The 23,066-nt window shown below is 62.6% G+C and carries 22 protein-coding genes, 2 tRNA genes and 1 riboswitch; of the genes, 17 read left to right on the plus strand and 7 right to left on the minus strand.

The window, feature by feature from the left end:
• Positions 1-103: 103 nt before the first annotated feature.
• The 3 genes from QQF40_RS02725 to QQF40_RS02735 form a co-directional block, all read right to left on the minus strand.
• On the minus strand, positions 104-1,396 hold the full coding sequence (locus tag QQF40_RS02725; RefSeq protein WP_253062107.1) for an ABC transporter substrate-binding protein: 1,293 nt from the start codon (positions 1,394-1,396) through the stop codon (positions 104-106).
• Between the two features lie 154 nt (positions 1,397-1,550).
• Positions 1,551-2,318, minus strand: coding sequence for an ABC transporter permease (locus QQF40_RS02730; protein WP_175089841.1), 768 nt, complete (start codon positions 2,316-2,318; stop codon positions 1,551-1,553).
• Complete coding sequence (locus tag QQF40_RS02735) at positions 2,315-3,067, minus strand: ABC transporter ATP-binding protein (protein WP_253062105.1); 753 nt, start codon at positions 3,065-3,067, stop codon at positions 2,315-2,317. Before QQF40_RS02735 ends, QQF40_RS02730 begins: the two co-directional genes overlap by 4 nt.
• 58 nt (positions 3,068-3,125) lie before the next feature.
• Positions 3,126-3,239: riboswitch (TPP riboswitch) on the minus strand.
• Positions 3,240-3,426: 187 nt separating this feature from the next.
• Here QQF40_RS02735 and QQF40_RS02740 point away from each other — a divergent pair.
• The 3 genes from QQF40_RS02740 to QQF40_RS02750 all read left to right on the plus strand — a co-directional run bounded on the left by QQF40_RS02740 (position 3,427) and on the right by QQF40_RS02750 (position 7,549).
• Positions 3,427-4,392 (plus strand): phosphotransferase family protein, encoded by a 966-nt coding sequence (locus QQF40_RS02740; RefSeq protein ID WP_176676709.1) that lies wholly within the window; start codon positions 3,427-3,429, stop codon positions 4,390-4,392.
• 137 nt (positions 4,393-4,529) lie between these two features.
• Positions 4,530-6,239, plus strand: coding sequence for a potassium/proton antiporter (locus tag QQF40_RS02745; RefSeq protein WP_175089843.1), 1,710 nt, complete (start codon positions 4,530-4,532; stop codon positions 6,237-6,239).
• Positions 6,240-6,424: 185 nt separating this feature from the next.
• The gene (locus tag QQF40_RS02750; RefSeq protein WP_176676710.1) at positions 6,425-7,549 is read left to right on the plus strand and encodes a GGDEF domain-containing protein; all 1,125 of its coding nucleotides are present in this window, start codon (positions 6,425-6,427) and stop codon (positions 7,547-7,549) included.
• A gap of 157 nt (positions 7,550-7,706) precedes the next feature.
• Here QQF40_RS02750 and QQF40_RS02755 read toward each other — a convergent pair whose 3' ends face one another.
• The 3 genes from QQF40_RS02755 to QQF40_RS02765 all read right to left on the minus strand — a co-directional run bounded on the left by QQF40_RS02755 (position 7,707) and on the right by QQF40_RS02765 (position 9,552).
• Positions 7,707-8,918: a DEAD/DEAH box helicase gene (locus QQF40_RS02755; protein WP_285460288.1), complete on the minus strand. Its 1,212-nt coding sequence runs from the start codon at positions 8,916-8,918 to the stop codon at positions 7,707-7,709.
• Positions 8,919-9,137: 219 nt separating this feature from the next.
• Positions 9,138-9,228: transfer RNA gene (locus QQF40_RS02760), tRNA-Ser, on the minus strand.
• 233 nt (positions 9,229-9,461) lie between these two features.
• Positions 9,462-9,552: transfer RNA gene (locus tag QQF40_RS02765), tRNA-Ser, on the minus strand.
• Between the two features lie 254 nt (positions 9,553-9,806).
• Between QQF40_RS02765 and QQF40_RS02770 the strand changes: the two genes are divergently transcribed.
• From QQF40_RS02770 to QQF40_RS02795, 6 genes are all read left to right on the plus strand, one after another.
• Positions 9,807-10,475, plus strand: a complete 669-nt coding sequence (locus tag QQF40_RS02770; protein WP_054557334.1) for a Bax inhibitor-1/YccA family protein — start codon at positions 9,807-9,809, stop codon at positions 10,473-10,475.
• 127 nt (positions 10,476-10,602) lie between these two features.
• The gene (tusD, locus tag QQF40_RS02775) at positions 10,603-10,992 is read left to right on the plus strand and encodes a sulfurtransferase complex subunit TusD (RefSeq protein WP_176676712.1); all 390 of its coding nucleotides are present in this window, start codon (positions 10,603-10,605) and stop codon (positions 10,990-10,992) included.
• Between the two features lie 55 nt (positions 10,993-11,047).
• Complete coding sequence (tusC, locus tag QQF40_RS02780; RefSeq protein WP_253062103.1) at positions 11,048-11,458, plus strand: sulfurtransferase complex subunit TusC; 411 nt, start codon at positions 11,048-11,050, stop codon at positions 11,456-11,458.
• Between the two features lie 121 nt (positions 11,459-11,579).
• A complete protein-coding gene (gene tusB, locus QQF40_RS02785) occupies positions 11,580-11,870 on the plus strand; it encodes a sulfurtransferase complex subunit TusB (protein WP_043335056.1) in 291 nt (96 codons plus the stop codon).
• A gap of 56 nt (positions 11,871-11,926) precedes the next feature.
• Entirely contained in the window at positions 11,927-12,280 is a 354-nt protein-coding gene (locus QQF40_RS02790; RefSeq protein WP_176676713.1) for a TusE/DsrC/DsvC family sulfur relay protein, read from the plus strand.
• 205 nt (positions 12,281-12,485) lie between these two features.
• Positions 12,486-13,214, plus strand: a complete 729-nt coding sequence (locus tag QQF40_RS02795; protein WP_176676714.1) for a YebC/PmpR family DNA-binding transcriptional regulator — start codon at positions 12,486-12,488, stop codon at positions 13,212-13,214.
• Between the two features lie 166 nt (positions 13,215-13,380).
• On the opposite strand, the gene QQF40_RS02800 is transcribed toward QQF40_RS02795, so the two are convergent.
• The gene (locus tag QQF40_RS02800; protein ID WP_285460289.1) at positions 13,381-14,067 is read right to left on the minus strand and encodes a DUF4396 domain-containing protein; all 687 of its coding nucleotides are present in this window, start codon (positions 14,065-14,067) and stop codon (positions 13,381-13,383) included.
• A 267-nt stretch (positions 14,068-14,334) separates the two neighbouring features.
• Here QQF40_RS02800 and rloA3 point away from each other — a divergent pair, with 267 nt between their 5' ends.
• The 8 genes from rloA3 (at position 14,335) to QQF40_RS02840 (ending at position 23,066) form a co-directional block, all read left to right on the plus strand.
• Positions 14,335-14,931, plus strand: a complete 597-nt coding sequence (gene rloA3 / locus QQF40_RS02805) for a retropepsin-like aspartic peptidase RloA3 (protein ID WP_176676716.1) — start codon at positions 14,335-14,337, stop codon at positions 14,929-14,931.
• A gap of 69 nt (positions 14,932-15,000) precedes the next feature.
• Positions 15,001-15,396 carry a thiol-disulfide oxidoreductase DCC family protein gene (locus QQF40_RS02810; RefSeq protein ID WP_176676717.1) on the plus strand — a complete coding sequence of 132 codons (396 nt, stop codon included), beginning with the start codon at positions 15,001-15,003 and terminating at the stop codon, positions 15,394-15,396.
• 141 nt (positions 15,397-15,537) lie between these two features.
• Complete coding sequence (gene fhuF / locus QQF40_RS02815; RefSeq protein WP_285460290.1) at positions 15,538-16,419, plus strand: siderophore-iron reductase FhuF; 882 nt, start codon at positions 15,538-15,540, stop codon at positions 16,417-16,419.
• 97 nt (positions 16,420-16,516) lie between these two features.
• The gene (gene rlmF / locus QQF40_RS02820) at positions 16,517-17,683 is read left to right on the plus strand and encodes a 23S rRNA (adenine(1618)-N(6))-methyltransferase RlmF (RefSeq protein ID WP_176676719.1); all 1,167 of its coding nucleotides are present in this window, start codon (positions 16,517-16,519) and stop codon (positions 17,681-17,683) included.
• A 331-nt stretch (positions 17,684-18,014) separates the two neighbouring features.
• A complete protein-coding gene (locus tag QQF40_RS02825; RefSeq protein WP_253062101.1) occupies positions 18,015-18,899 on the plus strand; it encodes a glycosyltransferase family 2 protein in 885 nt (294 codons plus the stop codon).
• Positions 18,899-19,375, plus strand: coding sequence for a lipid-A-disaccharide synthase N-terminal domain-containing protein (locus tag QQF40_RS02830; RefSeq protein ID WP_253062099.1), 477 nt, complete (start codon positions 18,899-18,901; stop codon positions 19,373-19,375). The genes QQF40_RS02825 and QQF40_RS02830 overlap by 1 nt, the downstream gene beginning before the upstream one ends.
• A gap of 101 nt (positions 19,376-19,476) precedes the next feature.
• Positions 19,477-21,168: an ArnT family glycosyltransferase gene (locus QQF40_RS02835; RefSeq protein ID WP_253062097.1), complete on the plus strand. Its 1,692-nt coding sequence runs from the start codon at positions 19,477-19,479 to the stop codon at positions 21,166-21,168.
• A 113-nt stretch (positions 21,169-21,281) separates the two neighbouring features.
• Positions 21,282-23,066 carry an ArnT family glycosyltransferase gene (locus QQF40_RS02840; RefSeq protein WP_285460291.1) on the plus strand — a complete coding sequence of 595 codons (1,785 nt, stop codon included), beginning with the start codon at positions 21,282-21,284 and terminating at the stop codon, positions 23,064-23,066.

A 23,066-nucleotide genomic window follows, 5' to 3' on the forward strand; every position in this document is an offset into this window, starting at 1 on the left:
ATCGGTACAAGACGGCGAGAGTGAGCCGGACCTAAACCCAAAACGCCCTGTCGGAGATTCCGGCAGGGCGTTTTGCATGGGGCGCGCTCAAGCGCTCAACGTCTCAGGGCGCGTTGACGTCGACGGCCAGGTGGCTCAGCGACTGGCGCTTCTTGATCATGCCGCGCTCGAACAGGAAGTCCTCGAAGTCACGGTAGCGGCCGGCATCCAGCGCGGCAGGACGCAGCGCGAAGCGCGGCAGGGTGGCGTACCAGGCTTCCTTGTTGAGCTCGGTATCCAGTGCCGGATCGGAGTCACGGAACATCTCCCAGCCTTGGTCCGGGTGGTTGATGATCCAGGCGGTGGCTTCGCCGACGGCGGCGAGGAAGCCGGCGTACTGCGCCTGCTTGCGCTCGTAGCTGTCGCTGTTGGCGACGAAGATCAGCTCGTCATAGGTCGGCACGCCTTCTTCCTCGATGTAGAAGGCGCGGCCCTTGACGCCTTCCTGAGCCATCTGGGCCAGCTCGAAGTTGCGGAAGGCGCCGGTGACGGCATCGACCTTGCGCGTCAGCAGTGACGGCGTCAGCGAGAAGTTGACGTTGGTCAGCGTGATGTCATCCAGCGTCAGGCCGCTGTGCTGCAGCATGGTGGAGAGCAGCACTTCCTCGACACCGCCGACCGAGTAGCCGACCCGCTTGCCCTTGAGGTCGGCGATCGACTGGATGTCGCTGTCGGCGCGCACCACCACCACATTCAGCGGCGTGGCGACCAGGGTGCCGATACGCACCAGCGGCAGGCCCTGATCGATCTGCAGGTGCAGTTGCGGCTGATAGCTGATGGCGATATCGACACGCTCGGCGGCAGCCAGCTTGGGCGGCACGCTCGGGTCGGCAGGGGCGATCAATTCGACATCAAGGTCGTGCTTCTTGAACAGCCCCAGCTCCTGTGCCAGCACCAGCGGGGCGTGACCGGGGTTGGTGTACCAGTCGAGCATGACCTTGAACTGCGTCAGCGGCTGCTCGGCGGTGGCAGCGTCCTTGGCAACGTCCTTCGAGTCAGCATCAGCGCTCTGTTCGTCGCCGGCTGGTGTGGCTTCCGCGGTCGGTTCAGCACCGTTCTTCGCCTGCTCGGCGGCGCCGGCAGTCGCTTCCACGGCTTCCTGACTCGCCACCGGCGCGGAGGCGGTTGAGTCGCCGTTCACTCCGACCTCGGCTTGCTGAGCGACGATTTCCGGCGCTGACTGGGTGCTGGTCGCGGCGGGTTCTGCCTCGGCGGCGTGGGCCGACATGGCAGTGGCTGGCAGGCTGCTCAGGCACAGCGTGGTCAGCAGGGTGGCGAAGGCGGTGGACAGCAGCGAGGCACGCGGTGAACGTGTCGGCTGTGCTTTGCGCCGTGGCGCCGATGACGAATGAGACATGGCGGAGTTCCTTGTGATCACAGGGTAGTGGTGCTGCCGTTCGTGGGCGGCAGTCGTCAGGCTCTTGCAGTTTGTGTCGAGCGTCGTTGCGTCTTTCGGTCATGCGGTCATGCGGTCATGCGGTCATGCAGTATTTTTCCGAAGGCAAGGCGTGTCAGCTCAGACGTGTCAGCCGGTCGCGGTGCCAGGGCATCAGGGTGCGCAGCAGCGCATCCAGCGAGAAATAGAGCAGCAGGGAAAAGGCAACCAGCACCAGCAGGGCGGCGAACATCAGGTCGATCTCCATGCGCGCGTTGGCGTTGAGCATCAGATAGCCCAGCCCCTGGCTGGCACCGGCCCATTCCCCGATGACGGCGCCGATGGGGGCGGCAGTCGCGGCCATGCGAATGCCGGAGGCCAGCGCCGGCAGTGCGGCGGGCAGCTGGATGTGGATCAATCTGCGCCATGGGCTGGCGCCCAGGGTGTGGGCCAGATCCAGCCAGCCCTGCTGGGTCTGGCGCAGGCCGTCGTAGCCAGTGGAGGCGACCGGGAAATAGATGATCAGCGTCGCCATCACTACCTTGGACAGCATGTCATAGCCGAGCCACAGCACCAGCAGTGGGGCGATCGCGAACAGCGGTATCACCTGGCTGATCAGCAGCATCGGCAACAGCGTACGGCGCAGGCGGGGGATGAAGGCCAGCGCCAGCGCGGTGGAAAGCCCGAGCAGGATGCCCAGCACCAGCCCGGCCAGTATCTCGCTGATGGTGACGCCAGCGTGATGGGCCAGCAGCGGTGCCTTCTGGATCAGCACCTCGAGCACGGCCTGGGGCGTGGGCAGAATGTAGGGCGGTACGGCGGTAACGGCAATGATCAGCTGCCAAAGTCCCAGCAGGAGCAGCGTACTGATGACGAGGTGACGCATGGCGTGCAGACGTTTCATGCGGCCTCCTCGCTATCACGCAGGCGGGCGATCAGTTGCGCCTGCGCCGGCGGCAGGGCCGGGTCATCCAGCGGCACCGGCCGCACGGCGCCAAGCCCCGGCAGATGCTCAAGCTCGGCGCCGTGGCCCGGGGCGCTCGACGGGCGCAGCACCAGCAGTTGATCGGCAAGGCGCAATGCCTCAAGCGGGTCGTGGGTCACCATCAGGACGGTGCGGCCCTTGAGCAGGCGGCTGGCCAGATCGTGCAGCTCCAGACGGGTGATGGCATCCACCGCCGAGAACGGCTCATCCATCATCACGATCGGCGCCTGCTGATAGAGCGTGCGGGCGAGAGCGACGCGTTGGCGCTGGCCGCCGGAGAGGGCGTCCGGCCAGGCCTGCTCACGACCCTCAAGCCCGACCGCGGCCAGAAGCTCATGGGCGAGTTCGCGATTGCGCGGCCGCCGGCGCAGGTCATCGCCCAGCCACAGGTTGTCGATGACGCGCCGCCACGGCAGCAGCAGGTCCTGCTGCGCCATCCAGGCCACGCGGTCGGTCAGCGGCTGACCGTCATCGGTGGCGAGGTCGAGCTGGTGGAGATCTGACATTTCCAGGCCAGCCAGCAGGCGCAGCAGCGAGCTCTTGCCGCAGCCGGAGCGCCCCAGCAGTGCCGTCCAGCTACCAGCCTCCAGACGCGCGGAAATATCGCGGAACAGCGTGTGGCCGGCGTAATCGATTCGTGCGTTGTTGAGGGTGAGTCCCAGCGACACAGGCAATTCCGTGGTCAGGCGGCGTGCCGGCAGGAGGAAGCAGGTGACGCGCCGTGCAGGGCACGCGTCGGGGATTCCCTCCGCCGGTATCAACCGGATCAGGTTCCAGGGGTTGTCGCGCGACGTATCGCTGCGACTCTCAGCCCATTCTCGGGCACCCCCATCCAGGCCGACAGTGTAACGTCACTGTCTTGCCGGTGTCTTGTCCGACGCAAGTCGGGGCAGGGGAGACGGCGACTTTCTTGAGTGGCTTTCCTGATTGGCTTTCCTGAGTGGGGCGAAACGGACTATGCCGATGTGGCACGCCTTGGGTATGCTGAACATGACTGTAACAAGACGTGTTGCCCAAGGAGATCATCATGCCCGACACACCGGATCTCTCGACCTGTTCCAGCTATCCCGTCCCCCCGCGACGGCCGAGCGCAGCTGACGCCACGGGGGAGCCGCACCCCGTGCCCAGGGGCTGGCCCGAGGAGTCACTGACTCGACGGCTCTCGACCTATCTGGGGCAACCGCTCGAACCGCTGGCACTCGCCTGGCCGGATAGCGCCAACTGGCTGTGGCGCCAGCGTGGCGGCACGCCGGGGCTGATCAAGCTGGCGCGAACCGGGCCAGACCACGACCCCTTCTGGCACGCCATGCGCGGGGTCTTCGGTGCCGATCGCTGGGCGACGCCGGAGGGTTTGACGCGACTGGCGGGCGCCTTGCCCGCGCGCCTGCCGATTCCGCCGCTGCCCCTGACCTTCCTGGGGCGTCTCGATGGCGCGCCCATCTGGCACCTGCCGTGGTCCAGCGGTCAGCCGAGCAATCTCAGCATCACCTTCTGTGAGCTGCTGGGCGACCAGCTCGGTCGCCTGCATCAGGATACGGTGTCGGGCTTCGGTCAGCCGCTGGCGCAGCCGATGCCGCTGTTGCACTGGAATGCCCGCGTCACGCGCTTTCTGGCCCATCACCCGCGTCGCGCGGAACTCGGCACGCTGCTCAAGCGCACCTTCCCGGCGCCGACTCGCGCGGTGTGGTGTCTGCCGGACATGCGCGCCGATCAGTATCTGTGCGCCGCCACCGGCTGGGTATGGAGCGATTGGGAAGCGCTGGTGTGGGCGCCGATCGAGTTCGACTGGGCGCTGGTGGAGTTGCTGCTGGAAACGCCGGAGCAGCGTCAGGCCTTCATGAAGGGCTATTCGCGCCATGGGCGCATGGTCGATCTCGATGGCCAGCGTGAGCTGTGCCGTGCGCTGTTGTGGGCGATGGAGGCATTCGGCCCGCGGTCCTATGCTGAGCTTGCGGCAGCCCCTGCCTGGGTCTCGCCGCGCAGCCTGGCGTGAAATTCGCGTGCTGTACACTGCAAGTACATGAAAGGTGTGAAATTTCTCTGCAGCCCCTTCGCTGACATGGAATACTGTGGGTGAGTCGTCATGGACGTCACTCGAGATCTGATGTAGGGCTTGGCGGGGGAGCACTCGTGGTAGAGAACCTGAATTATTATTTCTTGCTGGCAGGCACGCTGATCGCCTTGAGCGTGTTGGCCAGCCGCGTCTCGGCGCGTCTTGGCATGCCGCTGCTACTGCTGTTCCTCGGTCTTGGCATGCTGGCGGGTGAAGATGGCGTCCTGGGCATCCAGTTCGACGACGCCTCATCCGCTTACATGATCGGCAATCTGGCGCTGGCGCTCATCCTGCTCGATGGCGGCCTGCGTACGCGGCTGTCCACGTTTCGTGCCGGCCTGAAACCGGCGCTGGTGCTGGCCACCGTCGGGGTCTTCATGACCAGTGGCCTGGTGGGCCTTCTGGCCATGTGGCTGTTTGATCTCACCCTGATCGAAGGCCTGCTGGTCGGGGCCATCGTCGGTTCCACCGATGCCGCGGCGGTCTTCTCGCTGCTGGGAGGCCAGGGCGTTCACCTCAATGAGCGTGTCGGTGCGACGCTGGAAATCGAGTCCGGCACCAACGACCCGATGGCGATCTTCCTGACCATCACGCTGGCCGAGATCCTGACCGGTCAGCTCTCCGGCGTCGCGTCGGGCATCATGAGCTTCCTGCTGCAGTTCGGTGTCGGCGCCGCCATGGGGATCGCCGGCGGCTGGTTGATCGCACGCCTGATGCGTTATCTGGACCTCGCCCCCGGTCTTTATTCGCTGCTGGCGCTGGCACTTGGCTTGAGCCTGTTCGCCACCACCAACGAGATGGGCGGCAGCGGTTTCCTCGCCATCTATCTGTGCGGCCTGATGATCGGGAATCACCCCGGTCGTCATCTGGAGCACATCCTGCCGGTGCATGATGGCATGGCACACCTCTCGCAGATCGTGCTGTTCCTGATGCTGGGCCTGCTGGTCTCGCCGTCGACCATGCTGCAGTTCGCGCTGCCGGCCGCCATCCTCAGCGTGGCGCTGATTCTGGTGGTGCGCCCGCTGGCGGTCATCCTGTGTCTCAAGCCGTTCTTCCGCTTCCGCTGGCGCGAGCTGTGGTTCATCAGCTGGGTGGGATTGCGAGGGGCGGTGCCGATCGTGCTGGCGATCTTCCCGGTGATCACCGGGGTCGAGAATGCCGGTCTCTACTTCAATGTCGCCTTTTTCGTGGTCATCATCTCGCTGCTGGTACAGGGCTCATCGCTGGCGCCGATGGCGCGCAAGTTGAGGGTGGTGGTGCCGCCGGGCGCACAGCCCAGTCGCCGCAACCTGCTCGGCATCATGCCGGTCAACGACTACGAGATGCTGGTCTATCGCGTCGACAACACGGCGCTGGAAGGCGTGGCGCTGCGCATGCTGCGCTTCCCGTCGGGGGCCAAGGTCGGGGCGCTGTTCCGCAACAAGGTGTTGATCCACCCCAAGGGCAGCACCTGTCTGCATCAGCAGGATGTGCTGTGCGTGGTAGGGCGCTCGTGTGATGTGCCAAGCCTCAACCGCATGTTCAATGGCGAGAGCCTGCAGCATGAGCAGCGCGCCTTCTTCGGGACCTTCACGCTGGAAGGCGATGCCAACATGCAGGATATCGCCGATGTCTACGGGTTGACACTCTCCCAGGGCGAGCAGCATCTGACCATCGCCGAGTTCATCACTCGTCGAGTCGGTGGGGTGCCGGTGGTCGGCGACGATGTGGACTGGCATGGCATCCACTGGGTGGTGAACGAGGTGGAAGGCAATCGCATCACCAAGGTCGGGCTGCGACTGCACTGAGCCTGACTCCGTGTCTGAGCCTGAGCCTCTGTCTGAACTTCACGCACTACGACGCCCCCATTGCACTGCGTGTAATGGGGGCGTCGTGTTTGGACTCATCAATATCGTACTCTGTTGATGTCAGGCCAATTTGTCCGTGACAGCGCCTGGCCATCCTTTGTGGCCAGCGACAAGGAGGTGACTACATGGCCAGCCCACATCCTCATCTCGCGGGCTTTCTGCGACGATTCGAGCAATTCCCGCCCGGGCTCACGGCGGATGAGAAGACCTTTCATGCCACCTTCAACATGGTCTACGTGCTGGCGGTCAGCTGCCATCTGATCTACGCCATCCTGCTGTTGTGGCTGGGTGAGATGGGCATTCTGGCGCTGAATCTGGCGATGCTGATCGTCGATCTGGTCTGCCTGCAGCTGCACCGTGCTCGCCGTGAAGCCCTGGCGGCCACGTTGATGGCGCTGGGCACCTGTGCGCAGATCAGCTTCTCGCTAAGCTATTTCGGCTCGGAGGCCGGATTCGACTACTTCTACTTCGGTGCCTTGCTGTGCATCTACTCGATCCGCATGTCGTTCATGCGGCGCGTACTTCTGTGTGCCGCCTGCCTGAGCATGCCGCTGCTGGCCTATATCATCCTGATGCTGGAAGGGCCGACCCATCTGCTGCCCGCTGGCTGGATGCTGGCATTTCGCATCATCAATCTGGGTGTATTGACCATCTTCTTCACGCTGGTGCTGGTACAGATGGGCTGGTCGGTGGAGCGCCTGCAGCAGCGTTTCGAGACGGGAGGGCGCTTCGATGCGTTGACCGGTGCCCTGAGTCGCGCGGAGCTGGTCGACAGCGGACGCGGCATGTTGATCAACAACGGGCCGCTGAGCCTGATGATGGTCGATGTCGACCACTTGGCGCTGATCAACGAGACCTGGGGTCGCCAGGCCGGTGATCAGGTGCTCAAGGAGCTGGTGCGGCGCATGCGCAGCATCCTGCGCGGGGAGGATCTGGTCGGGCGCTATGGCGGCGAGGAGTTCGTGCTGTTATGCCCGGGGCTGCATGGCGAGCGCGTCGACCAGGTGGCAGAGCGTCTGTGCAAGGGCGCTTCGGCGTTGCCATTCGTCATCAATGACGGCCTCAACAGTCTGGATGTCAATCTGTCGATCGGTGTCGCCCAGCGTCAGTCCGGCGACAAGGACCTGGAAGGCCTGATCGCCAAGGCTGACGTCAATCTGTTCCGCGCCAAGCAGGATGGCGGCAATGGCTTCGTCAGTGACACCCAGCTGGGGCCCGTGGGCGGGCCGGGCATCGCCGCCATCAATTGAGCGCAATGCACTGTGCGTAGCTCTGTCCATGGAGCACTGCGCGCAGAGCTTCGTGCACAAAGCCTGGTATACAACCCGGCGCGCCCCCGCAGAATGACGTTCATGTCTCCGGGGGCGTGCTTGTGTCAGGGCGTCACCAGGCTTGCCCTGAGATAAGTCAGCGGCGGTTGGACTGGCGCCGGCGACTCTTGCTTGCGGGCTTGGGGGCGTAGTCGCTGTTCGAGGCCGGTACCGCGAGCTTGGGTGCAAAGCCTTCCACGACCTCGCGCGTCACGAAATAGCCCAGGTGCTGCTCGATGGCGCACAGGTTGCGGAAGTCATCACGCGAGACCAGCGAGATGGCTTCACCGCTGGCCCCGGCACGGCCGGTGCGCCCGATGCGGTGGACATAATCCTCGGCGGCGTCCGGCAGGTCGTAGTTGACCACGCGCTGCAGATCATCGATGTCGATGCCCCGCGCGGCAACGCCGGTGGCCACGAGATACTTGATGGTGCCGGCCTTGAAGTCGGCCAGCAGCTGCTCGCGCATGGCCTGGCTGCGACCGCTGTGGAAGGACTCGGCGGCGATGTCACGTTTCTCCAGCTGACTCACCAGCTTGGCGGCGCCGCGCTTGGTCTCGATGAAGATCAGCGCCTGCTGCCACTGCTTCTCGTGAATCAGGTGGCTCAGAAGGGCGGACTTGAACTCCTTGTCGACCGTGATCAGATACTGGCTGATGTCGGGCGCGGTGACGTTCTCCGGTGCGATCATGATCTCGACGGCGTCCGTCACTGCGGTCTTGGCGAGCACACGCACCTGGGCCGAGAGCGTTGCCGAGAACAGCAGGTTCTGGCGCTCCCTTGGCAGCTTCTCGATGATCTTGTTGATGTCGGCGATGAAGCCCATGTCGAGCATGCGGTCCGCTTCGTCGATGACGAGAGTGCGTGTCTCGTCGAGATGGATCGCGCGGCGGGTCAGCATGTCCAGCAGGCGGCCGGGCGTCGCCACCAGGATGTCCACACCTTCGATCAGACGCTGCTGCTGGGGCTCGATCTCCACGCCGCCATACATCGCCATGGAGCTGACTTCCAGATGCCGGGCGTAGTGCTGGATGTTGTCTTCGACCTGAATCGCCAGCTCCCGCGTCGGGGGCAGGATGACGGCATGTACGCGCTTGGCGCGCACCTTGGGCGCCTGTTGCAGGGTCTGCAGGATGGGCAGCACGAAGCTTGCCGTCTTGCCGGTACCCGTTTGGGCGGCGGCGATCAGGTTGTCACCGGCCAGCACGACGGGGATCGCCTTCTCCTGGATGGGAGTCGGGGTCTGGTAGCCTTGCTCGGTGACGGCCTTGACGATGGGATCGCTCAAACCAAGGGCAGAAAATGGCATGGTGTCTCGACTTGTCTAAAGGGGGAGGGGCAAGCGCACATTCTGCGGCAAGGAATGTCTGGCGCAGTGATGCTCACTGTAGCCGAAAGTCCGCTGACGGCCCGGCGCATCATTGGGCATCGCTCAGGCAGGGTAGCGAAGTGGCGGCGATGGGCGCTGCGCGGCAACAATGAAAAAGCCCCGCCTACCTGAAGTAGACGGGGCTTTCGGAATTCAAGGTGGTGGAGGGACAGGGATTCGAACCCTGGGTAGGCTATTAACCTACGCCGGTTTTCAAGACCGGTGCATTCAACCGCTCTGCCATCCCTCCGACTCACGGAGCGAAATACTACCGAATCTGATGAGAATAGCAAGAGGTAGGCGAAGAAAAATATTCGGAAAAGCCATCGCGGACAAACACTTGCAGCAGGATGGCGCTGGGGTGAGGCCGCCGGAAGCCGCCTGCTGGTACCAGGCCATGATTCAGCTCATGACTCGGATCATGAGTCATGACCACGAAAAAGCCCCGCCTACCTAAGGTAGACGGGGCTTTCGGAATCAAGGTGGTGGAGGGACAGGGATTCGAACCCTGGGTAGGCTATTAACCTACGCCGGTTTTCAAGACCGGTGCATTCAACCGCTCTGCCATCCCTCCGACTCACGGGATGAAATACTACGGATTTTTCAGTCAGCGTCAAGGACTTGGCGTAAATTTCCTTGTCGTTCAGATGCTTGAAAGGTCGCACATGCCACAATGGCCGCGGAGACTGACGATGTCGTTGCCTTGCGCGCGCCGGATGGTTGCCTCAATGGGGCTTTTCATCGTTCTGTCTCTTGATTAGGCAAACCCCTGAGGGCATGCTGGGGTCAATTCGATGAATCCATCGTAGCAACCTGAGGATAGACACCATGGCTAACAGCTCCTGGCAGGTCTCGCAGGATACCGCGAGCCGCTCGCTCAGTACTCACAAGGTACTGCGCAACACTTACATGATGCTGGCAATGACGCTGCTGTTCTCCGCGCTGACCGCTGGCGTGGCGATGAGCATGGGCGTCGGCCGCATGAACATCTTCGTGCTGCTGATCGGTGCCTACGGCCTGATGTTCCTGGTCCACAAGACCGCGAACTCCACCGCCGGCATCTTCGCGACCTTCGCCTTCACCGGCTTCATGGGCTTCACGCTCGGTCCGGTACTGAATGCCTACCTGAGCCTGCCCAACGGCGGCCAGCTGGTGATGACCGCGCTCGGCATGACCGGCATCACCTTCGCCGGCCTGTCCGCGGTGGCACTGGTGACGCGCAAGGACTTCTCGTTCCTGGGCAACTTCCTGTTCGCCGGCGCCATCGTGCTGATTCTGGCGATGCTGGCAGCGATGATCTTCAACATCAGCGGCCTGGCACTGGCTGTCTCCGCCGGCTTCGTGCTGTTCGCCTCCGCGGCGATCCTGTTCGAGACCAGCCAGATCATCCACGGCGGGCAGACCAACTACCTGCTGGCGACGGTGAGCCTGTACGTCTCCATCTACAACATGTTCGTCAGCCTGCTGGCCCTGCTGGGCTTCGCTTCCGACGATTGATCGTCAAGCGAAGGAACATGAGACCTGCAAACGACCCCGCCTCGGCGGGGTCGTTTGCGTTCGGGTGTCAGGTGGCGTGACTCGCGCTAGAATGGCGGCCATTCATGAGCAGTCACACGAGGTTCGCATGCGTTATGCTCTGGCCGTCTACGGCGGCCCCTACAGCCAGCAGGCCAGCCATTCGGCGCTGCGCTTTGCCGATGCCCTGCTAGCGCGCGGCCATCAGCTGACCACGGTGTTCTTCTATCACGATGGCGTCTACAACGCCGCCAACATGATGGCGCCGCCTCAGGACGAGCCGCATCTGCGTGATCGCTGGCTGTCGCTTGCCGAGAACCACGCTACCCGCCTGCAGGTGTGTGTCGCTGCGGGCCTGAGGCGCGGCATGCTCGATGAGCGCGAAGCGGCGCGGCATGGCAAGCAGGGGCACACCCTCGAGGCGCCGTTCGAGCTGACGGGGCTGGGCCAGCTGGTCGAGGCGACGTTGGACAATGAACACTTGATCACCTTTGCATGACGTCATTTCTTGTCATCACTGATGATGACGCCACTTATCAAGTGAGGAGCAGACCATGAGCGATGTGATGACGGCACCCTTGGCAGGTGAAGACGCCGGGATGGCCGCCGGTGATCTGCTGGTCATGCTGCGCCATGGCCCGCATGGCAGCAGCTGGCTGCGCGAAGGGCTGGAGGCGGCGATGGTCGCGGCGGCCTTCGGACGCGAGGTCGGGCTGCTGTTCACCGGTGATGGTGTGATGGCGCTGCTGGAAGGGCAGCAGGTCGGGCCGCTGGGGCAGAAGGGCAGTGACAACCTGCTGGCGGCGCTTGAGATGTATGACGTCGAGCGCTGCTATGTCGATGCGGCGGCGCTGCGCGCACGGGGCCTGACAGCGCAGGATGTCACGCTGTTGCCGGTCACGCTGCTCGAGCACGACGAGGTGGTCGCGCTGACAGTCGCGTTCTCGCGCGTGCTGAGCTTCTGACACGTCACTGCCGCCAACGCTGGCGACTGATATGCTCGCATCAGTTTCCTGATGCCATGTCGTTGATATCTCTTGATTGATGGCCAGCGTCAGCCCCAGCTTTCCTTGCCTGGATAATTGCATGAATCTACATCTACTCAATCGTTCGCCATTCTCCAGCCGCATCCATGATGATGTGCTCAATGCCATGGGCCCGGAAGACCAGCTGCTGCTGATCGAGGATGGCGTCAATGGCGCCCTCGACAACGCCGAGCAGCACCTTGCCGGGCTTGAGGGGCGGCTGTTCGCGTTGCGCGAAGACCTTGAGTCCCGCGGCCTGCTGGGACGCTGCGCGGAGAACGTCATCGTGGTCGACGTCGACGGTTTCGTCGCCCTGACCGAGGCCGCCGACAAGACCGTCAGCTGGTTCTGAGGCGTCAGGCGCTTCTCCCTTTCAATTTTCATGCAAGACAGTGAATCAGGATCTGTATGGCCAGTAGTGAAACGGTGCGCACACTGACGCTTGATGGACGTGATATCAGACTGGATGCGGAAGGCTATCTGGTCGATCTGGATGACTGGAGCCCGGCGCTGGCGGAAATGCTGGCCGCCGAGGAGGGGCGTGAACTGACGCCGGAGCACTGGGAGGTGATCGAGGTATTGCGTGACTTCTATCAGCGCTTCTCGCTCTCGCCGGCCATGCGCCCGCTGAGCAAGGCGATGACCCAGCGGTTTGGCTCCGACAAGGGCCGCTCGCTGCATCTGATGCGCCTGTTCCCGGACAGCCCGCCCAAGGTGGGCGCGCGCATCGCCGGGCTGCCCAAGCCGACCAACTGTCTGTGACGGTCAGCAGCATGCCTGAGTCGCCTTGCCCGTCGTGGTGCGCTGCGCTCAACGCGCAAGACCCGGCAGGGATGGCGACGTACGGCGTTGTCTGCGTTACTATTCGTCACAGCGTTGCAGTGTCGGCCAGGAGGCCGACACTGCTTCAGGTCCCGCGACATGGTCGCAAGGGCATTTGAATTCAGGCGGACAAGAGTCGACTTGCATGGGAAGAGCATTCCAGAACCGTAAAGAATCAATGGCGCGTACCTCTCTCAACAAGGCACGCGTGTATTCACGTTACGGGCGCGAGATTTACGTCTCGGCCAAGAACGGTGGCCTCGACCCCAACGGCAACCTGAGCCTGCGTCGTCTCATCGAGAAGGCCAAGAAGGACCAGGTGCCGACTCACGTCATCGACAAGGCGATCGACAAGGCCAAGGGCACCGGCGGAGAAGACTTCGCTCTGGCGCGCTATGAAGGCTTTGGTCCGGGCAATGTCATGGTCATCGTTGATTGTCTGACCGACAACAACAACCGCACCTTCGGCGAAGTCCGCACCTGCTTCAACAAGGGCAAGGGCAAGCTGGGCGCGCAGGGTTCGGTGTCGCACATGTTCGACCACCGCGCCATCCTGGCCTTCAAGGGTGCGGAAGAGGATGAGGAAAAGGTCCTGGAAGCGCTGATGGAAGCCGACGTCGATGTCAGTGATATCGAGCTCGACGACGGCATCATCACGGTTCTCGCGCCGACGACCGAGTACTTCAAGGCCAAGGGGGCACTGACCGATATCTACGGTGAAGATCTCGACTTCGAAGTCGATGAGATCAGCTTCATTCCGCAGATCCATACCGAAGTCGGCGGCGATGACGCCGAGCTGCTCAACAAGATGCTCGAGCTGCTGGATGATTGTGAAGACGTGCAGCAGGTCTATCACAATGGCGAGTTCGTCTGAGGCAGCATCTTGAACGTGATGCGACTGGCGGCTTCACGCTGACAGAAATGTGAATGTCAGTGTGGGAGGTCAGTCAGAGAAAAGCCCCGTCGGCATGCCGACGGGGCTTTTTCATGTCTCGACACTCAATACTCAACGCTCGGCGTGTCTCAGCAGTGCACGCGCTTCAGCAATGTGCATGGTGCTGCGCTTGCGGGGCCGTCTCGCGTGGGTCCGCCATGCCACCCTTGACGCCATGCTTCACCAGCCAGACGTTGACGGGCCAGGCGGCGAGCAGACCCAGGCTCAAGGAAATGATCAGCGAGTTCCAGAACAGCGGCTGATGCATGCCGGCGCCGCCCGCAAGCCAGAGGTCCACGGAAATCGCCACCACTTCCATCACCACGATGGAGGCCGTCTCGCTCTTGAAGGCATCACGAATCACCTGCAGCTTGTCGTCACTGCCACCCTGCAGCATCGGGCCGACCGTCAGCAGAAAACCGAACAGGTAAGCGAAGAGGAAGGTGATGATGGCGGTGGAGATATTGCCCATGGCCAACAGGCCCACCGCCAGGCTGACGCCGACGAATTCCCCCAGTCCGCAGCCCGAGTAGCAGTGCGCGACGCTTCTCAGCCCCTTGCGGGCATCACCGTTGGCGGCGATCTGGCGGCGCCCGGCGAAACGATAGACCAGCAGGCCAACGACACCGGAGTAGAGCGTGGTCAGTCCCCACACCCACTTCATCATCGGGGCCAGGTGGGCATTCTTCGTGGTCAGATCGCGCACGACCCAGATCAGCGCCGGTACCATCAGCAACAGCCAGCACAGCAGCAGGCTCCAGTGGGAAAGTGACTCACGTAACAGGTCTTGCATGATGACCTCCGTCGAGTGGATGTTGCAGGTGGCAGCCCGCTGATGGCGCGGCCCTCCTTGATAGCTGGTGGGGGCAGCGCGCCATATCAAGGGTGGCTTGTCATCGCCTGCTCGCAACCGCCAGTTGCTTTCGCCTGACAGGGGGACAGGGGGCAGAAGAACAGGCGAGGGTGTGCTCTCACGCCTTGTTAACCTTGCCGCAAGCCTCCATGGTGAAGGATGTCGGGTATTGTCCTTGCAACGTCGCCACTTTTTCCTGGAGCCATCATGTCGAGACACGCTGCTACATCCCTCGCACGCGCCGCACGTCAATTCGCCGGTATCGGTTTGATTGCCTCGCTTGCCGCGCCAGCCGTGGCCCAGGCGGCAGACGATGAAGTCTTCGGTTGGGTGGAAAAGGCGACCATCGAGCCGTGGGGCGTGATGGTGAAGGCCAAGCTGGATAGCGGCGCGCTGACCTCCTCGATGCATGCCGAGAATATCGAGACCTTCGAGCGTGATGACGAGGAATGGGTGCGTTTCGATGTCGAGGTCGAGGATGAGACCAAGGGTGAAAAGGTCGAGAATACCTTCGAACGCCCCCTGTATCGTGACCTGACGGTGTCCGGTGCAGGCGGACGTGATACGCGCCCGGTGGTGCTGATGACGCTGTGCATGGGCGGCGAGCGCTACGAGGAGCAGTTCAGTCTGCGCGATCGTGACGGCATGAATTATCCCGTGCTGCTGGGGCGTCGCACCATTCAGAGCCTGGGTGTGCTCGATGTGCGCAAGACCTTCCAGACCAGCCCGGACTGTGCCGAAGACGCGCCGCTGCATCGCTATGAAGACAAGGAATATTCCGACCGCATCGGCGCGGCGTCCTGATCTCATGTCGCGCTGAACGCTCATTGAGGAACGCGTACCGCGCATTTTCATCACAAGAGGGGGGCCAGCATGCCGGATGCCGCCAGCCAGCGACCTCAGCGTGACGGTTTGCCACTCATCAAGATCTACTACGACGCGCGCTGCCCGGTGTGTCGTCGTGAACGCGCCCGCTACGAGCGGCTGTCGCGCCAAGACGCCAACGTGGAGTGGTGGGATGCGACGGATAACGCCGAGCATCTCGCCGCTCGCGGCATCGGCCTTGAGCAGGCATTGCTGTCGTTGCATGTCGAGACAGCGCAAGGGCAGATCCGTGAGGGCATGCCGGCGTACCGCCTGCTGCTTGCGCGCATCCCCGGCCTTGCCTGGCTGGGGTGGCTGATCACGCGGCCGCTGATCGAGCCGGCGCTGACGCGAGTCTACGACGCCTGGGTGCGGCGTCGACTGTGTCGGGATGGCAGGCTGTAAGTGCCGACGAGCCTGATGCAGCGAGCTGACCCCCCCATGGGAAGCCCTGCTGATTTATCATGCTCTTTTGATATGCAAATGCTAATAGTTTTCGTTAGTATGTGAGGCACTGTCTGTTTCTTCACGTCTGCGAGCTTCCCGATGATCGACGCGCTTTCCCCGCTCTTTGCCGGTCCGATGGTTGCCTATCGGGACCTGATCACTACCTACATTCAGGTGCAGGAAGGCGATGAGGCGTCGCTCCAGCGTGTCGTGCCGGCGCGCGATGTGCTCAGCCCCGGTTGGCTGGCGGCGTGCATCGCCGCGCATGGCATGCAATACGAGACCAGCTCGGCAGACGCCGCTTCTCACCACAGCGGCCCCGATGAGCAGGCGCTGCTTTCCCAGTGGTCCAAGTACCTGTTGTCCTCGATGGTATCGCTGCCGCTGGCGGCCAATCTGCTGCTGGACCATCAACTGCCGCTGGAGCTTCGGCACCTTTCGCTGCGCCTTGGCGAGCATGGCGTAGTCACTCAGCTGATACTTGATGATGCGGCGGGGCAGGGCGCAAGCCTCCCGGCGGAGATCGAGTCGGCCGATGAGGCGACGCGTCTCCAGGCTCGCTTCCAGGGCTACCTGGCACATCTTGAGGCCGTCATCGAGCGCCTCGTGCTGCACACTGCGCTGGGGCCCAAGGTCTTCTGGAGCAACGCGGCGCATTACTTCGTCTATATCGTCGGCATGCTGGAAGAGCAGGGCTGGGTCGCGCAGGCGGCGCCGGCACGTCAGCTGATGGCGACCAGAATTCTGGCCGACGGGCGGCGCAATCCGCTCTATCAGCCGGTCAGCGACGTGATGGACCGCCATGGCGAACGGCATACGCCGCGCAAGGTGTGCTGCGTGCGTTATCGCATCGAGTGTCTGGGCTATTGCAGCAATTGCCCGCTGAGCATCGAGCGTGCACCGGCCCGCCGCGCCCAGACGCGTCGGGTCGATCAGCGTGCCAACTCGCGCGCGGCGCTGATCGGTAGCGACCTGTCCTGATAGATAGCGTCCTGAGTGGCAGCTGAGGGGCAGCGTCCTGTGTTGTTCGGTGCCCTCTGGTAAGATGGCGCCCCCTGTCATTGTTCGGTATGTCGTCATGTCCTCGTCTTCGCGCCGCCCACGCGGTGCCTCCTTCGCCAAGTCCGGCGCATCCTCCCGACACGACTCGGCTGACAGACGTCAGCAGGGCACCGCGGCTGGCCGTCGAGATCCTGCGGCCCGCGAGAAGTCCAGCGCGGCCAAGGCGCCTTCCAACAAGTCGCCTTCCATCAAGGTGATCCCGGCTCGCAAGGGTCAGCTGCATCCCCGCAACCCGCATCGTGGGCGCTATGACATGGCTGCGCTGGTCAAGGCGAGCCCGGCACTGGCGGCCTTCGTGATCAAGACACCCGCTGGCAGCGAGTCCATTGACTTCGCTGATCCCGTGGCGGTCAAGGCGCTCAATCGGGCACTGTTGAGTCGCCATTACGGCATCGCCCACTGGGACATTCCTGCCGGCTATCTTTGTCCGCCCATCCCCGGGCGCGCCGATTATCTGCATTACCTGGCGGACCTGATCAGTGAAGCGAATGGCGGTCAGCTGCCGGCGGGTGAGCACGTGCGCGCGCTGGATATCGGCACTGGCGCCAACCTCATCTACCCCCTGCTGGGCAATCGCAGCTTTGGCTGGCAGATGGTCGGCAGTGATATCAGCGTGCAGGCGATCGACTCGGCTCGCGCGATCGTGAGCGCCAATCTGCGCCTCAAGGGCCAGATCGAGGTGCGTCTGCAGACTGATCGCACGCGCCACTTCGCTGGTATCTGGGGCGCGGATGAGCGCTTCGATCTGGTGCTGTGCAACCCGCCGTTCCATGCCAGCGAAGCCGATATGGCGCGGGAATCGCAGCGCAAATGGCGCGGGCTCGACAAGTCGCGCCAGCAGCGCGGCAATGGCCCACGCAAGAGTGGGTCACGTAACGCGCCTGCGCTGAATTTCGCGGGTCAGGCGGCCGAGCTATGGTGTCCGGGCGGGGAAGAAGTCTTCGTCACCCGCATGATCCAGGAGAGCCGCAACGTCGCCTCGCAGTGCCTGTGGTTCACCTCGCTGGTCGCGCATTCGGCGAGCCTGACCGGTATCAGGAAAGCCCTCAAGCGCAGTGGCGCCAGCGAGGTCCGAGTGATCGAGATGTCCCAGGGGCAGAAGGTCAGCCGCTTCGTGGCCTGGTCGTATCTCACGCCCGACCAGCGTCGGCAGTGGGGGCGGGATCACTGGCAAGGGAAGTGAAGCGTCTGTCATAGCCGTATCAAGAGAGTCTTCGACTCAATGATGTCTTTGCATTGAAGCCCCCGTCGCCCAGCGCGACGGGGGCTTCTTGCATTGGCGGTTGTCATCCGCGCTTCACTTAAGCCTGCCTTAATAGTTTGCGGGCAAACTTTCTGCCAGAAACGCGCAGCCTGCCGGTTCCGATCGCTCCAGGATCTGTCATCTATCCGGCTTGCTCGACGCCCAGTCATTGCTCAGGAGTTATTCCATGAAGTCCGCGATCACCATGACATCGCCTGGTCCAGACCACCCCTTGGCGCAGGGCGAGGAGCCCTTGTGCGGAGGAGTTTCGGTGTTGATACCGGCTCGTGATGAGCGTGACAACTTGCCGAGCCTTATTGCCGAGGTGCATGAGGCGCTTGCGGGGCAGCGCTACGAGATCATCGTGGTGGATGATGGTTCCAGTGATGGCAGTTGGAGTTGGCTCAAGCAGGCTGCGCAGGAAGATTCACGATTGCGTCCCTATCACCATGGCACCAGTTTCGGACAGAGTACTTCGCTGTGGCAGGCTGCCCGGCTGGCGCGCGGTCGATGGTTGGCGACCCTGGATGGCGATGGCCAGAATGATCCAGCGGACTTGCCGGACATGTTGTCACTGGCAACGCTCGAAAAGCTCGACCTGGTAGCTGGTCATCGCACGCAACGCCGCGATGATGCCGTCAAGCGTGTGTCATCACGCTTGGCCAATGCCATCCGACAAGCGCTGCTGCACGATGACACGCCAGATACCGGCTGCGGAATCAAGGTCATGCGTCGTGATGTCTTCCTTCGGCTGCCGTATTTCGACCACATGCACCGTTTTCTTCCGGCGCTGGTTCGCGCCCAGGGTGGCAAGGTGCAGTCATTGGCAGTCCGGCACCGCGAACGAGTGGCAGGAGTATCCAAATACGGCTTCTTCGATCGGCTCTGGGTCGGTATTGCCGATATTGTCGGAGTGATGTGGCTTGTGCGTCGCTCGCGTCTACCGTCACCGCTCGAGAATATCTTTGGCCATGCTGCCAGTGAGGCCATCGACCATGGTTCGCTGCCGTTGGTGGGGACGCACGTGTCGACGCCCTCTGCATCCGCGCCAACAAGCCTGTTTGACTCCCCCTCTAGATATCAGGCTGACGGTCACGATGCAGCAGCAGGTGACAGCAACCCGGACCAGGCCGACGTGGCGCGGGGTGCCTGCTGATGGATGTCAGTCCGTGGTGGGTCGCTGTCGGTTTTGGAGGCCAGGCGCTGTTCTCGGCGCGTTTCATCATTCAGTGGCTGGCCAGTGAGAAGGCACGTCGTTCCATCGTTCCTCGTGCCTTCTGGTGGTTCTCGCTTGCCGGTGGCATGACGCTGCTTGCGTATGCCATCCATCGCGAGGACCCGGTATTCATTGCCGGTCAGGGGGCAGGGCTTTTCATCTATCTGCGTAATCTGAGCTTGATCAAGCGGGATCGCCGGTCACTCACGTCGCCTAGCAGCGAAGCGTCGTCCCAGGCACCGCAGGAGTCCACTGTCGTCGAACACGCTTGTGGCAAGACGGAAGAATGCGCATTGGGCACTGACGACTCCCTGAAGGCCAGGCTCGCGTCGCTGGAGATAGAAAACGCCCGACTCAAGACTGAAGTGGCACACCTCCATGCCAATTCCGTTCGGCACCAAGGGACAGGCGCATGAAGGCAATGACGCCAGCTGGCGGTGTGTACCGAAGACTTTCCCGCCATCCCTGGTGGGTCCTGGGGGCGTTGTATCTATCTGTCTCTGCCATCGGGCTTGGCATGCGTATGCCGTGGCCTGCCGATGAGCCACGCTTCGCGCTCAATGGTCTCGAGATGTGGATCACGGGGGACTGGTGGTTGCCACACCGCGCGGGAGAGCTTTATCCCGACAAGCCGCCGATCTTCATGTGGCTCAGTTCCTTGTCCACTGGCTTGGTGGGGGATATCCGCATCGGCTTTGCCCTGCCATCGCTGGTGGCCGGGGCCGCGACTCTGGGGCTGAGCGTGGACCTGATTCGCCGCCTGCATGGCCGGCACACAGCCTTCATTGCCGGGCTGTGGTTGCTCGCGTCAGTGCAGTTCATCTTGCAGGCTCGTACGGCTCAGATCGACATGCTGGTTACTGCTTTCATCCTGCTGGGTAGCTGGGGATTGTTGCGGCATGCATTGCTCAATGATGGCGTGCGCTATTTCTATCTCGGCTGCTTTGCGATGGGGCTTGGCATCCTCACCAAGGGGGTCGGGTTCCTGCCGTTGCTGATGTTGCCTTTCTGGCTGATGGCTGCGCGTCACGCATCGACTTGGCGCAGCAGTGGTCGTCGCGCAGGGCAGCTGACATCACGCGAGCTGTTGATCGGACTCTGCTGGATGCTGGCGGCTCCGCTGCTCTGGGTAGGGCCGATGCTGGTGATGTCCTTCGTGTCCGGCGATTCGGAGCTTGCCGCCTATCGCGACAACATCCTGCTCAAGCAGACCGCTGAGCGATATACCGACAGCTGGCATCATCTGAAGCCTTGGCATTACTTCCTGACCAGTGTGATTCCCTGGGCATGGATGCCGCTGCTGCTGACGCTACCCTCGTGGCCGAAGGCACTCGCTCGCAGCTTCTCGCGCCGCGATCTACGAGTCTGGCTGCCCCTGGTGGGTGCGGCATTGATGGTGGTCTTCTTCTCATTGTCTCCAGGCAAGCGGGGAGTCTATATCCTGCCGGCGCTGCCGCTGTTGGTGATCGGCCTGGCACCCATGTTGCCGGGGTTCTCACGTAAGCCTCATGTCTCCTGGCTGGGGTTTGCACTTTGCGCCGGACTGGCAGGCATCTTCCTGATCGCGGCACTGCTCGGTGTCTTCGGGTACCCGGCATTGGTGACGCTTGCCGAAAAGGAGGGGGTTGTGCCGTGGGGGTGGTGGGGGCTGCTGGGTGGCAGTGGTATCGCGCTCTGTGCCTGGCTGAAACCACGGAACGGCTTGTTGGCCTTGGGGATTTGGCTCGTGGTGTTCTGGATTCTGTGGGGCACCTGGGGGGCACGATTGATGGACCCGGTTCGCAATCCTGCCCTACTGATGGCGCAGGTTGCCGAGAAGAGCGATTACCAGGCATTGGCTATTCCCGACTTTCGTGAGCAATACATCCTGCAGGCGCGCCAGCCATTGTGGCACTTCGGTTACAAGACGCCGGAGGAAGACCAATTCTCGCGTCTCTATGCATGGCTGAAGGAGGCCCCGCAGAACCGCTGGGTCTTGTTGACACCCCGCAAGCTCAAGCGGCATGCCTGTCTGGATGGTGCACAGGCCATCACATTGAATGAGCCGGATGAGCAATGGGTACTGCTACCTGGTAGCGCGGCCGTGAAATGTCAGGGCAATCCCGATGCTGCGCCGATGTATCTGGCGCCGACCTCGGTCTCGAATGAAGCGGCACAGCTGATCGGACTTCCCCAGCGACATACTCTGATGCCGGAGGTTCAGCCGTGAAGTGTCAGAAGCAACTTTCATGTGCGATATCCCTGGTGGGTAGGGGGTCCCATTCGTTGATCAACCTGAATGCCAGCGAGCGAATATGTTGGACGCTATGGGGAGTGTTGCTGATGTCAGCAGCGCTGGCACGACCCTATCTGTCCATCGATGAAACTCGCTATGTCTCGGTGGCATGGGAGATGTGGCATGCCGGCAGCGGGTTCGTCTCGACCATGAACGGGGCGGCCTACGCTGACAAGCCGGTACTGTTGTTCTGGTTGGTTCACGCCGGATGGGTGGTCTTCGGAGTCAATGATGTCTGGCCAAGATTGGTGATGCCGCTGGTCAGTCTGCTGGGTATCTGGCAGATAGGGCGTGTCGCCCGCACCCTGAGGCCGGCCACTGGCCTGGCCGATGCCGAACGGCAGAGACATGAGCTTTGGGTACGCATGGTGCGTTTGATGCTCGCCGGTTGTCTGATGTGGGTGCTCTATAGCCAGGCCTTGATGTTCGATGTGCTGTTGACGACGTGTCTACTGGGCGCGTTGCGGCCCTGGTGTACACCACAGGGAGGGCAGCCGTTCAGTCTGAGCGTCGTGCTCGAGAGTGGTGTGTGGCTGGGGTTGGCCTTGCTGGCCAAAGGGCCGGTCGCACTCTTGTGGTTTCTGTTGGTGGTCGGCTCGCGCCCCTGGTGGACGCAAGCACAAGCCCGCGAGGTGTGGGGCTGTGAGTGGCGCGGTTGGGTGTTGAGCCTGCTGCTGGGCATCGCGGTGTTGTGCATCTGGTTGCTTCCCGCCGTCATCACTGGTCCTCCCGACTATGTCGAGGATCTGCTTTGGGGCCAGACGGCAAGCCGCGTCATCTCCGCGCAGGATCATGCTCGACCGCCATGGTGGTATCTACCGTGGCTGGCGGTGTTGATCTTCCCGCTCAGCTTGCGCCCGCGATTGCTGATCGAGGGGTTTCTGGCCTCGGTTGCTCGGCGGCCAACGTCAGAGCAACCCTTGCTGAAGCTGGGACGCTTCTGGGCACTGGGCGGACTGCTGGTCTTTTCACTTATCTCCGGCAAGCAAGTGCATTATCTGATGCCGCTACTGGTACCGGTGAGTCTGCTGCTGGCCTGGGCTGCTCTGCGCCAGCCTCCGGCTCGCACATCGCTGAAACTGCTGGCGATGATCAGCGGTGGCCTGGGACTGACAAGCCTGGCGTTGGCGGTCATCGTCATGCCCGCAGGCTGGCTGGCTGATGCCTCATTTCTGCCGACCCATGCAGCGCTGGTGGCTTCGGGCAACGCAAGCCTTGCGTGTCTCATGGCGGGAGCTAGCTTGCTGGCCTTGATGGTATGGCTATGGCCTTCCGTGGATGAGGCGAGACGCTCCATCACGGCTCAAACACCTGCCGCTGAGTCACTGGGCAATAGCGCGCTGAATGCTCAGCGGCGACTGGCGCTGGGCAGCGTGTTGCTGGTGACCTGCTTGCTGGCCCTGACATTACGTCCGTTATGGCCACGTCTGGATCAGACTGCCCTGGCTCAATGGGTTCAGCACCATCAACAGGAGGGCCAGGAGGTGGCCGTCGTTGGCTGGGACTATCAGGCAACCTGGCAGTTTCTGGGGCGACTGACCCAACCGCTGAAGCAATTGAAGCGCGATTCGAGTCAGCTGAATTCCTGGCAGGCAGCGCATCCCGATGGCTGGTTGATAATCGAGGCTGACAAATGTCTGCGTCTACCCGACACGCCAGGCCCTCTGGCCGGCATGCGTGATTGGTGTCAGGCGGCAGTAGACGATGGAGACAATGCCACGCCGGTCTTTCATCAGGGACGCCACCGATTATTGACGGTACCCGCAGCGGCATTGGGCGGCCCCTCATCAGCACCAACGGCGTTGGTCATGACCGTTCAGGAGAAACGATGA

It is taken from the genome of Cobetia sp. LC6 (genome assembly GCF_030264805.1).
In the GTDB taxonomy this organism is placed as follows: Bacteria; Pseudomonadota; Gammaproteobacteria; order Pseudomonadales; family Halomonadaceae; genus Cobetia.